Raw genomic sequence first — 12,806 nt, forward strand, 5'->3', positions numbered from 1 at the left:
CCTATATAAATCAATGTAAAACATTAAATCGACAACCTTATTCTCGTACTAGTTCGATAATGAACTCAAAATATTTCGTTATTGATGTGAAGTAATTCGGTGATTCCTTTTTACTTCATAATTTGTAGCCATTACAATTAATACTTTATTTCTATTTGGGATAGACTCTTGCTGAAACATGTTCTTATTTGGGATTTACCTTTACGACTTTTTCATTGGCTATTTGCCTTTACTGTTATTGCCTCTTGGTACACTTCTGATCAAGACAATGACCTGATTGATATTCATATGAAACTTGGCTATTTCGCTTTAGGCTTACTTGTTTTCAGAACTTTGTGGGGATTCTTCGGTACTAAACACTCGCAGTTTAGATCTTTTTTTCCAACACCTAAGCGCCTTATTAACTACATTGGTGATCTAAAAAACAATCAAGTTAAAAATAGTAGTGGTCATAATCCATTAGGCAGTTTGATGGTTTTTTTGATGATTTTTCTCATCAGTTTACAGGCAATAAGTGGTTTGTTTATCAATGACGATGTATTTTCTTCTGGACCTTACTACGATAGTGTTAGCAAAGAAGTCGAACAAGTGATGATGTTTTTACATCACAATGTCTTTGATTTAATGATTGCAGCCATTGCTATGCACCTATTGGCAATCGCCTATTATGAGCGAGTGAAAAAGCAATCGATAATACTCCCAATGATCACAGGAAAAAAGCTTGCCGCTAAAGTAGATAAAACAAATGTGATCAAACACTCTAAGTTATGGATTGCGCTTTTAATGGTAATAGTGGCTGTGGTTTTTGTTTATTGGCTGGTGGTGCTGAATGCACCTGTTATAGAAGAATATTACTACTAATACATTTGTTATTTTAACGATAGGTGATTACAGGATGTTTTACACCGCTGAAATCACCTATTAATTTATGTTAATAAACCCCTAAACCATCAGACTTAAAAGTACTAAAGTCGTTTAAATGGTCACGGGTTAAGCACTATTCTGCTTTAAAATCATCATGGCAGCCGCCGCAGGTTTTACCTACACCACCAATCGCTTTTTTAATAAGACTTTCATCTCCGTTTAAAGCTGCTTTTTGCAAATTAGCCGATGCTTGTGTTAAGTCATCAATACGTTTTGAAAATGCATCAGGTTGTTCCCAAATTTTGTCGAGTGCTTCAGTCTTCACTTTATGTGCCGAAGTGTTCGTACGGGTATAGTCGGCAATCATCAGTGATAATTGATTAATGCGTAAAGCATGCGTTGATACTTTTTCCGCGTCAAATTCAATTTTTCCTTTAGCCATACCGCCTAAAGGACCCATGTTGCTGCCCAACAAACTAAATATTGATTGGCGTAAATCAGTCGCTTTTTCTGCATGTTTTAAAGAGCTTGCTGAGTTAGCGATTGCACCTGTTGCTAATACAGTAAAAATACTCGCGGCTACTATTTTTGTAAATAATTTCATTTTATTTATTGTCCTTATGGTAATTTTATCACTATAGCAAAACTTCACTATTAAATGACAATAAATATTATTTACAAATCAACATATTGTTAAACCAGTTTCATTGGTTCAGCTTACTCAGATAAACAAAAGTTCATTTTCGAACTTTTACCTAGTTCATAATTGAACTCACTGCTAACCCTTGTTAATGTTGGGCTTAGGGAGAATCATCATTACGGTAACGCCTGATTGCAGTTGACCACTCTCGTTATTATTATGCAGTTCCATTACCCCATGATGCTGTTCAATGATATTACGACAAAAGCTTAACCCTATTCCTTGCCCTTGTGGTTTAGTTGAATAGAGCGGAACAAATAAGTTGTTCATGTTAGAGAAACCATGGCCATCGTCGGTAATTTCAATAATGTAATATTGATCTTCTAAAGCAAGGCTAACCGCTATTTCAGTGGCGCCTGCCTCTTTAGCATTTTTAAATAAGTTAATAAAAATTTGTTCTATAAATTCGCCATCTGCCCAAAATTCATTAACACGCGCGTTGAGGGTAATATTTATATCGGAGAACAAACCCGAAACAGACTTAATAACGTGCTCTACAGACAACCACTGGCAATTTATTTGTAATTTTTGTGATAACGACGAGTAACGGTTCACAAAAGATTGTAAATGCAAACAACGCTCGGTAATAACACCAAGCACCATTTTGTCTCTTTCGTTGCTTGCTTTGTCTGCTAGTGTCTCTGCCATCGAAGATACTGGTGTTAATGAATTACGGATCTCATGGCCGAGTACGCGAATGATTTGCTGCCAGGCATTTAATTGGCTTTCTCGCAATGCGGGTTCAATATCAATAAAAAGCAGCAGTTGATGATTTTCACCATCATCTATAAATTCACTGTGACGTATTTGCCAGCGGTTTTGTTTCGCTTGTTCTATGAACTTCCAGTGTCCATCATTGTAATGTAAACCCAATAAATCGGCAGTGGCGTGACGAAACATTTGCCATGGTTGCTTAAACAGATAATAAAACGCTTCGTTACCAAGTGTAAGCTGTTGTTTTTCATTAAATATCAAAACTGGTGTATCTAACTGTGAGATCAATTGATAAACCAGAAAAGCCTGCTGATCATAATGAGACTTTTGTGTTTGTAACTTTTCACTCAGTTGTTTCAATTGCTGATGAAATTCGCTAACTTTACCCTTTGGGAAAGTTGATTTTCCAAATTGGTTATAATCTTCTTGAGTAATGGCATCTATATGTAAAGAAGCACGAGTAAAAGATCGCATCACACGCTGCTTTATTGACAAAGTAAAGCCAAAACAAATCGTAAAAAGCACTAATTCAACAATAACGATCCACTGCCACTTTATCGTTAAAAGCCAAAAAATATAACCACTTAACAACAAAATAACAGTACAGAGTATAGCAAGTTTTTTTTGTATAAAGCTTTCTAGAGAATTAGTTTTTAGCAAGGCCATATTTCTCCACGCGTCGATACATCGACGCTTTTGTCAAACCCAGTAATAACGCGGCTTGAGGTACATTTCCTGCGCTTTGTTTGAGCGCTAATTTAACCATAGCAACTTCCGCTTCAGCCAATGTCATTAATGGTAATTGATTACTCGGCTCATTATTTTGAAGTGCATTATTGGCTAAGTTTTTGACTGCACCCATAGGACTGACATTTCTAATGTGCAAATCTTCTGCCAATAACTGTTCATGTTCAGCTAACAATACCGCTCGTTCAACTAAATGGCTCATTTCCCTCACATTTCCTGGCCAATGGTAATCAAGCATAGCTTGCTGTGCACCGTGCGATATACAGCGAACAGACCGTTGATATTTTTTAGTGAATTTATCAACAAAGAATTGCGCTAACAATAAAATATCTTCCGTGCGTTCTTTTAACGACGGCACTCTAAATTCAATAGTATTAAGACGGTAATATAAATCTTCTCTAAATAGCTCAGTACTTAGTAACTGAGTAAAGTCACCATTAGTCGCTGATATTATACGAGTATTTGTTTTTTGTGTCAGGCTTGACCCAAGGGTTTCGTATTCTCCATTTTCTAATACACGTAGTAGTTTAGCTTGTTGGGAAAGTGGAATATTGGCGATTTCATCCAAAAATAAAGTACCATTTTCAGCGAGTTCAAAACGCCCAATACGGTTTTGTTTGGCATCAGTAAAAGCGCCTTTTTTATGGCCAAACATCTCGCTTTCAAACAGTGACTCGCTGATAGCGCCCATATTTACGGCAATAAAAGCTTCGTTATTACGCGGTGATTCTTGATGAATAAAACGAGCAAGTTCGCTTTTACCTGTGCCATTATCACCGGTTAATAAAATACTGACATCGGTATGTGCCACCGCTTTTACTTTTTTCAATAATTGCGTCATAACGGGTGATTGCCAGACATAGTCGTCACAATTTTCATTGATAAGTTGTTGTTTTAATTTTTTATTTTGACTTGAAAGGTTTAAAAGATTGAGCTGCTGCGCCACGGTGTGTAATAAGTGTTTATTACGCCAAGGCTTTTCAATAAAGTCGTTGGCACCTAAGTTCATTGCTTTTACGACTAGGTCGGTGTTCGACCAAGCGGTCATTGCTATTGTTGGTGTATGTCCAAATGAAGAGTTTTGTAACCAAGTAAGAAAAGCTAAACCTTCTTCACCAGACGTTGTGTCTAATTGATAGTTCATATCAAGCAATATCAAGGATATAGCATGGTTTTTTAATTTCACTTGTGCAACTTGAGGGTTGTCGGCTTCAATAACGGTGTAGTGATGATCTTCTAACAATACCGCTAAACTTAGACGGATATCTGGACGGTCATCAATAACTAAAATACAGGGCATCTACTGATATTCCTTAGATAAATGTAACGAAAGCAAAATTATCTTAATAATACTTTCGGTGCTGAGCTTGCCATTTCGGCGCGCACCCAGTCAATAAAAACCTGAATACGTTTGCGCTTGGCTGAATTGGGGTCGTAAGCCAAATAGCGTTTCCAAATCACTGGATGCTTAATTTTAAAAGGCACAACTAATTGCTTAGTCTGAATGTATTGTGAAAACATTGCACTGGCAGCAAGTGTAACGCCATGACCACTTAATACCGCATTTAAGGCCATGTCGCTCGAGGTAACTTCTGTTTTCTTAGTCATGTTTTCAAAGCCTTTGACGCCTGCATGCTCAAACCATTTATCCCAAGTAACTACCTGCTCATTAGCTAAGCTAACTAAGGTGCAGTCTAGGAGGTCTTTGGGGCTTTGAAGCCACATGTGCTGTAATAACTTGGGGGAGCAAACGGGATAAACAACGTCTTCACCAAAATCTTCCATGACGAGATTGTCAGCGTTGGACACTTGTTTTTTAACACCAAAGCGTATCGCCAAATCTATATGTTTTTGTTGTAAATCTTCTTTCTGATTTGAGCCTAATATGCGTACATTAACATCCGGATGTACTTGAGAAAATTTATATAAACGAGGCATTAACCATAAAGAACAAAATGCTTGTGTTGACGTAATCGTTAAATCGCCAGCAATATCTTCTTGTTGAAGACTGTTAAGCCCTTTTATTAAGGTGTTAAGCGCTTGATGTGTCGACTCATACAAAGTCTCACCGCTTGGCGTTAACAACATTTTACGGCCGGTACGAACGAATAATTTTACGGATAAAACGTTTTCCAATTGCCGCATTTGTTGACTAACCGCCGCTTGAGAAACAAACAACTCCTCTGCCGCTTGACTATAACTTTTATGTCGAGCAGCACTTTCAAAGGTACGCATTGCATTTAAATACTTGAGTCGTTGATCCATCTTTACTTATTGTCCATAAGTTTTACTTATATTAAGTGTAAGTTTATATCGTTGGTTTGTCATTTTTTGTTCTGACAGAATAGTCTTACACAGATAAATAAGGATAGATAATGGAAAAGCCAACAAAAACATTAACCACTGATAATAAAGAAATTAACAAACCATTTATTGATAACAACAGTAATATACTAAAAAATATAACAGCTACAATTCAACGACGTTTAGCTATTATTTCAAATAATTTAAACTTATGTCTTTTAATTCATTTTAAATAATGACTTTCGATAAAAAATTTTCGTAATAAACTTTTACATTTTACGATGAACCGACGCTTTTTACTTTGGTCTATACTCGCAACAATAAAAATTAATAAATGATTCTCTGAGGATAACCATGAAAGCTCTTAAAACACTATTTGGCGGATTCATCGCCTTGACCTTATTCGCTGCGACAGCGATTGCAGCACAAGACAGTAAATTTGAAGAAGGTAAGCACTATACGGTTATATCTGAACAAACAACCAACAAACCTGAGCTGCGTGAATACTTCTCTTATTACTGTCCTGCGTGTCGCGCTTATGAGCCCTATTTAAATGAATTCGAAAAGATATTGCCCAAAGGGGCTAAGCTAGAAAAAACGCACGTGGACTTTATGCAACAAACTGCGCCAGAAATTCAGTTTATGCTAAGCAAAGCCCTTATTATTGCCGAGAAAACGGCTGTTGCTAAAAAATTCTCTCCTGCCATTTTTAACTATTTACAGACCGAGCGTGCAACGATAAATAGCGAAGAAGATATTCGTAACATTTTTGTATTGAGTGGCGGAGATGGTGCTAAATTTGATAAAGGCATGAAAAATTTTAGCATTATTAGTGAAGCTAAGCGTAATAAGCAGACTCAGGATAAGTTATCAGCGGCTCGTCAATTAACCGGTGTTCCGACTATGGTGGTTAATGGTAAATATTTGATAAATTCTAAAGCCCTTGATGATAAAAACTTTTTCGCTGACTACACCGCATTAGTCGCGCACCTCTTTACCTTGTAATATGTAAAAGAAGACCTATAAAGTATTCACTGCAAATTAAGAATCTATTGTTTAGAAACTCAATTGCAGTGATATGGCGTTTAATACGCTAACTATCTTCTGGTGTATTTATTTTTCGGTCCTGAGCGTTTTTTAGCGTCACTATGCTCACCTAACGCTTTTTTTCTATCGCGCTGTTTTTGGCCACCTTTACGGGCGGGCTTTTCTGTTTTTGTTAAGTCAGGTTCATAACCAGGATACCATTGCTGCAATAAGCGCGTATCGAGTACCTTTTCAACCGCTTCTAATAACCACTCTTCGCTAGGGCTCATCAACGAAACAGCTACCCCTTCATTACCTGCTCGACCCGTTCTTCCTATTCTATGAATATAATCTTCAGCAATATAAGGGAGTTCGTAGTTAATGACATAATTTAAGTTTGCAATATCTAAACCACGAGAGGCAACATCGGTAGCCACTAAGGCACGGGTTTTTCCTTCTTTAAACTCTGCTAAGGCTTTTTCTCTTGCGCCTTGAGATTTATCGCCATGAATCGATTGCGTTTTAATACCGTCTTTACACATTTCTTTCGCTAATGCGTCGGCAGTTACCTTAGTACGGGTGAAGATAAGTACTTGTTTCCAATTCTTTGAACCGATTAAAAATGAGGTTAATTCACGCTTTCGATCACTATCAACGGTATAAAGAATTTGCTCTACTTTTGCTGCCGCTGCATTTCGCTCACTGACTTCAATTAACTCAGGATCGGTTAATAAGTTTTTACTCAGTTTAAAAATTGCATCGTCGAAAGTTGCTGAAAACAAGAGGGTTTGGCGCTTAAGTGGTACCCGATTTAAGATACGGTCTATCTCATCTTTAAAGCCCATATCTAACATACGGTCAGCTTCATCAAAGACTAAAAATTCCAGTTCCGTTAACGCTAAAGAGCCATTAATAATATGGTCAAGTAATCGTCCGGGGGTTGCCACTAAAACATCCACACCTTTGTTTAATGCAGTGATTTGTGGGTTAATACTGACACCACCGTAAGCAACAGCAATATTGAGTTCTGTGTTTTCAGCATAACTAACAAAACTTTTATAGACTTGTTGAGCAAGTTCACGTGTAGGCGTTAACACTAAAGCTCGAACAGGACGATTTTCAGGAAGTGTTGCCATTAACTTTTGTAAAATAGGTAAAGCAAAGGCCGCTGTTTTTCCTGTTCCTGTTTGCGCTCCAGCCATAATATCTTTTCCAGCTAAGATCGCAGGAATAGCTTTTAACTGAATAGGGGTGGCCTCATCATAACCAAGTGCTTTTACAGCGTTGGTTAGGCTCTTATCTAATGCTAAAGAAGTAAAACTCATGTAATTAACGCTGACCTTTGGCTGATTGATTTTTTTGTTTGTTTTTTAGTTCTTGTTCAAGCTCATCTGGGTAAAAAACTAACCCTTGCTCATTTTGACTAGGAAACACCACTAAGGCTAATTCATCGTCTGCCAAACCATGCGACCAGTGACTAAACCATTTACTTAATGAAATAGCTTCTGGCTGACATTCTTGCCATTCATCTGTGGCCCAAGCCTGGGCAAATTCTTTATTTGGCCAGACAGGTACGCAATCTTCATCTTCGGTATTAAGCATCACACAGCCGTGCTCGTCTTTTAATATCCAAATTTCATTATTTACGACAACTTCTTTCAGAAAGTAATTGGCTCGTTGAGCATCATCGTAATTTAAAACAAGTTTGATTTGTTGTTCGTCTAGAGCTTGCACTATAAAATATTCCTATCAGATTTGTATTAGGTTACATACTATTCTACAAAGATTTGCATTTCTTCGCCGATGAGTTTACGCATTTCCATTAATTTTATCGCTGACTCATTTTGTTTAATATCTTCTGGCGACTCAGGGATCCATTTAGGGATTTTTTCTGACTTACCGTTTTCGTCAACAGCCACCATAATAACAATACAATGGGTTGTTAATGTGCGATTAAGTAACTTTGGATCACAGGCATTTACTTCTAACGCGATATGCATTGATGAATTGCCGGTATAAATGACTTTAGCCTCTACTTCAACTAAGCTGCCAACATGAATTGGGGCAATAAAACGTATCCCCCCTGCATAAGCAGTTACACAATAACGACCACTCCAACCGGCTGAACATGCATAAGCGGCTAAATCGATCCATTTCATTACGGCACCACCGTGAACTTTACCACCAAAATTTACATCTTGTGGTTCAGCTAGAAATCTTAGGGTAATATCTCTTTGTGGTTTGTTCATTGGTTAACTCTCTTGTTAAATATTTTTATCGTACTAAGCAGGTATCGTTCCAGCTTGGTATATATATTATTATCTGAAATCTATTAGGTATAACAGCAATCATCAGATTAAAATAGCAATAGTTTGCACCTAACGAGTGCAAAAAATAAATGTAATAGGGAATATAATGAAAATTTGGGTCGATGCCGACGCTTGTCCAACTGTTATTAAAGAAATATTATTTCGTGCTGCTGAACGTGCAAAGATTGAAACAATCTTAGTCGCTAATCATTTCATTAAAACGCCACCCTCAAAATTTATTTCTTTTATACAGGTTAATGCTGGTTTTGATGTTGCCGATGATGAAATAGTTAAGCGTTCAGCAAAGCATGATTTAGTGATCACGGCAGATATTCCCTTAGCAGCAGAAGCTGTAGAGAAAGGCTGTTTAGCCCTAAACCCTCGTGGCGAACTTTATACCGAGAGTAACATCAGGCAAAGACTCAACATGCGTGACTTTATGGATACTTTACGTTCTAGCGGTATTCAAACTGGCGGTGCACCCCCGATCAGTCAAGCTGACAGACAGGCATTTGCAAATAACCTAGATCAACTATTAGCAAAATTAAATAAGGCTCATTAAGAGCCCTAATTTAATTTTCTAAACTAGCGTGACGCAGAGTATGGGTCGCTATTACTTTTTGGTGCTGTACTTGCTGGGTTTTTACGACGACCACCTGCATTTGAATCTTTATTCGCGTTACTGTCATTTCTATGACGAGGATTTTTACTTTGCGGCTTATGACCTCGTGCATTATCGGCAGAACGTTGTCCGTCATGATGTTCAGTTTTTGCTTTTTTAGGCTTATTTGCTTTTAAAGGTTTTAAAGGACGTGATTCTAATAAAAAATTAAAAGGTTCAAATCCTGGCACTATTTCACGAGGTATATGGGTTTGAATTAAATGCTCTACATCGTTTAATAAATCAATTTCTTCTGAACAGACTAATGAAACCGCTTTACCACTTGCACCCGCTCGACCAGTTCTACCGATTCTATGAACATAATCTTCTGCAACGTTAGGTAATTCAAAGTTAACAACTTGTGGTAACTGGTCAATATCAATACCGCGCGCTGCAATATCGGTAGCAACTAAAACATTCACTGTACCATCTTTAAAGTTAGCTAATGCTTTAGTTCTAGCTCCTTGGCTTTTATTACCATGAATAGCCGCTGCTCTTATACCTTCAGCCTCTAATTGTTTGGTTAACTTATTTGCTCCATGTTTAGTTTTCATAAACACTAAGACCTGTGGCCATTCATTATCTTTAATGAGTGCTGTTAACAAGGCTGGCTTTTTCTTTTTATCAACAGGATAAATTACCTGTTCAACTTTTTCAGCGGTGGTATTTCGTGGGCTAACAGAGATCTCAACAGGATTATTTACTAACCCTCGCGCAAGATCACGGATATCTTCTGAAAAGGTTGCAGAGAATAAAAGATTCTGACGTTGCTTAGGTAAGACCGATAATACCTTTTTAATATCGCGAAGAAAGCCCATATCTAACATACGGTCCGCTTCATCTAACACTAGTATTTCAAGTTGCTTAAAGCTGACTGCTTTTTGATTATATAAATCAAGCAATCTTCCTGGTGTTGCCACCAATATATCGACACCTTGGCGAAGGCGCATCATTTGTGGATTAATTTTCACACCACCAAAGACCACTGTCGCAGTTAAAGGTAAGTACTTACCGTACATTTCGACATTTTCATATATCTGTGCCGCTAACTCTCGTGTTGGCGTTAAGATTAGTGTGCGTACTTGATTAGCCTGTGGCTTGTTGCCACCTGATAAACGTTCTAATATTGGTAGTGTAAACCCTGCTGTTTTACCGGTTCCCGTCTGTGCTGCTGCCATGACATCTTTCCCACTTAGTACGGCGGGAATTGCTTGTGCTTGAATTGGTGATGGTTCGGTATAACCTTTTTCAGCAATCGCTTTTTGAATCGGGGCAGATAAGCCCAACGAGGTAAAACCCATAGATAAATCTCTTTATAAAAAGTGGAAGTTAGCCAATGTACAGCGGCGTTGCAGAATACAGTATAGCTATTATAAGTGCAATTACGAGAAGGGTTATCTGCAAGCAAATAAGCTATATATCCTAATATTTAATTATTGTCAGTTGCAAAGCTAGACAAGTGGTTTTAATTCCGCTAAAAGTCTCTACAGATAAAAGAATATTCAAGGGAGTTTATGAACAAGATTGCATACAGCAAGATGCGTTTTTTAATCGTTGAAAGTATCAGCCAATCACGTGATGCATTGAAATTATTCGCTTACACGCTTGGTGCTCTTAGTGTTGATACGAGTAACCGCGCCTCAGATGTATTAATACTTTGTGAAAAAATTCAGTTTGACGTTATATTATTAGGTTATGACCTGGGCGAAGATAAAAAAAATGGTCAACATATTCTTGAAGAATTAAGGTCTAAAAAGTTTATCTCACGTCATTGCGCTATCGTTATGATAACCGCTGAGGTTTCACAAGCTATGGTGTTAGCTGCCCTCGAACATAAACCCGATGAATACCTTGCTAAGCCATATACACTTAACGATCTTAACATTCGATTAGCGCGATGTTTCGCTAAAAAAACAGCTATGCTTGATATATATAACGCGATGGATAACAACGACTCCCAACAAGTTATTTCATTATGCCAAGATATTATCTCCATAAATTCAATTTATAAAAATGAATGTTTAGGAATTCAATCTAGACAATACTTTGAGTTAAAACAATTTGATAGGGCCCGAGATATTTACGAGACTTACGCTTGTTCTCCTAATTGTCAGTGGGCGGCAATTGGCCTAGGAAAGATAGCATTACTCGATCATGATTATAACTTGGCCGCTGATTGTTTTAATACGGTAATAGAAAATAATCCACTTTATTTGTCAGCTTACGATTGGCTAGCCAATACCTACCAATTAAATAAAGAGCCTCTGTTAGCAGAAGCAATTTTAGAAAATGCTTTGGTTGTTTCACCTCTTTCTGTACCGCGTCTAGAAAAATATGCAGACTTATGTTTAACAAATCAGAACTTCGATAAAGCAACACAAGCTTTTGCTAAAACTGCAGCGCTTGCCTTTCACTCTGTTCATAGAAAACCTGATAACACCTTACATTTTGTCGAAGCGCTACTTGAGTCCATGACAGATCTAGAACCTCAAAAATCACGCAGACTAAGTAACAAAGCTTTTAAATTACTTACTGATATGGTCAGGGACTTTAATACCATAGAGATTAAGATTCATAGTAAATTATTAGCAGCAAGGTTGTATGATAAAATTAAAGATCCAAGGCTTGCTAAAGAAGCACTAAAAGAAGCTGAGTTGTTACTAATAAACTGTAAACATCAAATATCATCAGTAGGTACAATTGCAATAGCCAAATCACTCATGGCTATGGGAAAGAAGTCTTATGCTGATAACCTACTAACTGAGCTAGCTCATGTAAATCAAGATAATTCCCCAATACTGACACAATTAAACACTATTGCAGATAAGCCTTATTCTGACCATGAAAGGATTGCGGCACAAAGCGCATTAGAGTTAGGTGTTAGTCTATATAAGAAGCATAAATACAGTCTGGCGATTGATAAACTCAATGATGCACTGGTTCATTTTCCTAATCACACTGGGATTAAGTTGAATTTATTGCAAGTGTTACTTGTTTCGTTTGAAAAAGATAATGAGAGGGTTGGCGATCTAGCACAGGCTGAGATATTAATTAAAGCATTAACCTTGATCGATTCTACTAGTGAGTTTTATATTAGGTTTAAAAAGTTAAGTGATAAGTATTCAGATATGATAAAAATTAGCTAAGCGCTAATATTATTAAATAGTAAGGATTTATGTTTGAATAAAGTGGTGGAGGGAGGTGGATTCGAACCACCGAAGGCTGAGCCATCAGATTTACAATCTGGTCCCTTTGGCCACTCGGGAACCCCTCCACGGGGCCGATAATTCAACTTGTTAGTTGTATTATCTTAAACAGCCGCTTAACAATACCATTCAAGTGGTTATTATTAAACTTAATTAGGAGCCTAGCAATGTCCTACTCTCACATGGGAACTCCCACACTACCATCGGCGCTACTGCGTTTCACTTCTGAGTTCGGAATGGGATCAGGTGGTGCCACAGTGCTATTGTCGCTAGAC

13 protein-coding genes, 1 tRNA gene and 1 rRNA gene are annotated in these 12,806 nt (G+C 37.5%); 5 read left to right on the forward strand and 10 right to left on the reverse strand.

Annotation, left to right across the window (positions count from 1 at the left end; translation table 11 throughout):
• Nucleotides 1-168: 168 nt before the first annotated feature.
• Nucleotides 169-861: a cytochrome b/b6 domain-containing protein gene (locus H4J70_RS09885; RefSeq protein ID WP_220467876.1), complete on the forward strand. Its 693-nt coding sequence runs from the start codon at nucleotides 169-171 to the stop codon at nucleotides 859-861.
• A gap of 136 nt (nucleotides 862-997) precedes the next feature.
• Here the strand turns inward: H4J70_RS09885 and H4J70_RS09890 are convergent, their stop codons facing one another.
• The 4 genes from H4J70_RS09890 to H4J70_RS09905 form a co-directional block, all read right to left on the reverse strand.
• The gene (locus tag H4J70_RS09890; protein WP_182251039.1) at nucleotides 998-1,468 is read right to left on the reverse strand and encodes a cytochrome c; all 471 of its coding nucleotides are present in this window, start codon (nucleotides 1,466-1,468) and stop codon (nucleotides 998-1,000) included.
• A 174-nt stretch (nucleotides 1,469-1,642) separates the two neighbouring features.
• Complete coding sequence (locus H4J70_RS09895) at nucleotides 1,643-2,944, reverse strand: PAS domain-containing sensor histidine kinase (protein WP_182251040.1); 1,302 nt, start codon at nucleotides 2,942-2,944, stop codon at nucleotides 1,643-1,645.
• Complete coding sequence (locus H4J70_RS09900) at nucleotides 2,925-4,325, reverse strand: sigma-54 dependent transcriptional regulator (RefSeq protein WP_182251041.1); 1,401 nt, start codon at nucleotides 4,323-4,325, stop codon at nucleotides 2,925-2,927. The genes H4J70_RS09895 and H4J70_RS09900 overlap by 20 nt, the downstream gene beginning before the upstream one ends.
• Before the next feature lie 38 nt (nucleotides 4,326-4,363).
• Nucleotides 4,364-5,290 (reverse strand): LysR substrate-binding domain-containing protein, encoded by a 927-nt coding sequence (locus H4J70_RS09905; RefSeq protein ID WP_182251042.1) that lies wholly within the window; start codon nucleotides 5,288-5,290, stop codon nucleotides 4,364-4,366.
• A 110-nt stretch (nucleotides 5,291-5,400) separates the two neighbouring features.
• On the opposite strand from H4J70_RS09905, the gene H4J70_RS09910 reads away from it, so the two are divergent.
• Together H4J70_RS09910 and H4J70_RS09915 are read left to right on the forward strand one after the other, a co-directional pair.
• Nucleotides 5,401-5,565, forward strand: coding sequence for a hypothetical protein (locus H4J70_RS09910; RefSeq protein WP_182251043.1), 165 nt, complete (start codon nucleotides 5,401-5,403; stop codon nucleotides 5,563-5,565).
• A 118-nt stretch (nucleotides 5,566-5,683) separates the two neighbouring features.
• Nucleotides 5,684-6,334 (forward strand): thiol:disulfide interchange protein DsbA/DsbL, encoded by a 651-nt coding sequence (locus H4J70_RS09915; RefSeq protein ID WP_182251044.1) that lies wholly within the window; start codon nucleotides 5,684-5,686, stop codon nucleotides 6,332-6,334.
• Nucleotides 6,335-6,426: 92 nt separating this feature from the next.
• Here H4J70_RS09915 and H4J70_RS09920 read toward each other — a convergent pair whose 3' ends face one another.
• From H4J70_RS09920 to H4J70_RS09930, 3 genes are read right to left on the reverse strand one after another with little or no spacing between them, the layout of a single operon-like run.
• The gene (locus H4J70_RS09920; RefSeq protein WP_070375249.1) at nucleotides 6,427-7,680 is read right to left on the reverse strand and encodes a DEAD/DEAH box helicase; all 1,254 of its coding nucleotides are present in this window, start codon (nucleotides 7,678-7,680) and stop codon (nucleotides 6,427-6,429) included.
• A gap of 4 nt (nucleotides 7,681-7,684) precedes the next feature.
• A complete protein-coding gene (locus H4J70_RS09925; RefSeq protein WP_070375250.1) occupies nucleotides 7,685-8,092 on the reverse strand; it encodes a DUF2750 domain-containing protein in 408 nt (135 codons plus the stop codon).
• A 35-nt stretch (nucleotides 8,093-8,127) separates the two neighbouring features.
• Nucleotides 8,128-8,604, reverse strand: coding sequence for an acyl-CoA thioesterase (locus H4J70_RS09930; protein ID WP_070375251.1), 477 nt, complete (start codon nucleotides 8,602-8,604; stop codon nucleotides 8,128-8,130).
• Between the two features lie 166 nt (nucleotides 8,605-8,770).
• Between H4J70_RS09930 and H4J70_RS09935 the strand changes: the two genes are divergently transcribed.
• A complete protein-coding gene (locus H4J70_RS09935; protein ID WP_070375252.1) occupies nucleotides 8,771-9,226 on the forward strand; it encodes a YaiI/YqxD family protein in 456 nt (151 codons plus the stop codon).
• A 23-nt stretch (nucleotides 9,227-9,249) separates the two neighbouring features.
• Here the strand turns inward: H4J70_RS09935 and H4J70_RS09940 are convergent, their stop codons facing one another.
• Entirely contained in the window at nucleotides 9,250-10,626 is a 1,377-nt protein-coding gene (locus H4J70_RS09940) for a DEAD/DEAH box helicase (RefSeq protein WP_182251045.1), read from the reverse strand.
• 213 nt (nucleotides 10,627-10,839) lie between these two features.
• Between H4J70_RS09940 and H4J70_RS09945 the strand changes: the two genes are divergently transcribed.
• On the forward strand, nucleotides 10,840-12,471 hold the full coding sequence (locus H4J70_RS09945) for a tetratricopeptide repeat-containing response regulator (protein ID WP_182251046.1): 1,632 nt from the start codon (nucleotides 10,840-10,842) through the stop codon (nucleotides 12,469-12,471).
• Nucleotides 12,472-12,514: 43 nt separating this feature from the next.
• On the opposite strand, the gene H4J70_RS09950 is transcribed toward H4J70_RS09945, so the two are convergent.
• Together H4J70_RS09950 and rrf are read right to left on the reverse strand one after the other, a co-directional pair.
• Nucleotides 12,515-12,599, reverse strand: a tRNA-Tyr gene (locus H4J70_RS09950).
• A gap of 91 nt (nucleotides 12,600-12,690) precedes the next feature.
• A 5S ribosomal RNA gene (rrf, locus tag H4J70_RS09955) occupies nucleotides 12,691-12,805 on the reverse strand.
• Between the last annotated feature and the right edge of the window lies 1 nt (nucleotide 12,806).

The organism is Colwellia sp. BRX8-9 (assembly GCF_014077245.1).
Lineage (GTDB): Bacteria > Pseudomonadota > Gammaproteobacteria > Enterobacterales > Alteromonadaceae > Colwellia_A.

What these genes read in the sequence shown, in the direction of transcription:
- H4J70_RS09890 (WP_182251039.1), bottom strand. Translation starts at nt 1,468, where the DNA reads ATGAAATTATTTACAAAAATAGTAGCCGCGAGTATTTTTACTGTATTA.
- H4J70_RS09895 (WP_182251040.1), bottom strand. Translation starts at nt 2,944, where the DNA reads ATGGCCTTGCTAAAAACTAATTCTCTAGAAAGCTTTATACAAAAAAAA.
- H4J70_RS09900 (WP_182251041.1), bottom strand. Translation starts at nt 4,325, where the DNA reads ATGCCCTGTATTTTAGTTATTGATGACCGTCCAGATATCCGTCTAAGT.
- H4J70_RS09905 (WP_182251042.1), bottom strand. Translation starts at nt 5,290, where the DNA reads ATGGATCAACGACTCAAGTATTTAAATGCAATGCGTACCTTTGAAAGT.
- H4J70_RS09910 (WP_182251043.1), top strand. Translation starts at nt 5,401, where the DNA reads ATGGAAAAGCCAACAAAAACATTAACCACTGATAATAAAGAAATTAAC.
- H4J70_RS09915 (WP_182251044.1), top strand. Translation starts at nt 5,684, where the DNA reads ATGAAAGCTCTTAAAACACTATTTGGCGGATTCATCGCCTTGACCTTA.
- H4J70_RS09920 (WP_070375249.1), bottom strand. Translation starts at nt 7,680, where the DNA reads ATGAGTTTTACTTCTTTAGCATTAGATAAGAGCCTAACCAACGCTGTA.
- H4J70_RS09930 (WP_070375251.1), bottom strand. Translation starts at nt 8,604, where the DNA reads ATGAACAAACCACAAAGAGATATTACCCTAAGATTTCTAGCTGAACCA.
- H4J70_RS09935 (WP_070375252.1), top strand. Translation starts at nt 8,771, where the DNA reads ATGAAAATTTGGGTCGATGCCGACGCTTGTCCAACTGTTATTAAAGAA.
- H4J70_RS09940 (WP_182251045.1), bottom strand. Translation starts at nt 10,626, where the DNA reads ATGGGTTTTACCTCGTTGGGCTTATCTGCCCCGATTCAAAAAGCGATT.
- H4J70_RS09945 (WP_182251046.1), top strand. Translation starts at nt 10,840, where the DNA reads ATGAACAAGATTGCATACAGCAAGATGCGTTTTTTAATCGTTGAAAGT.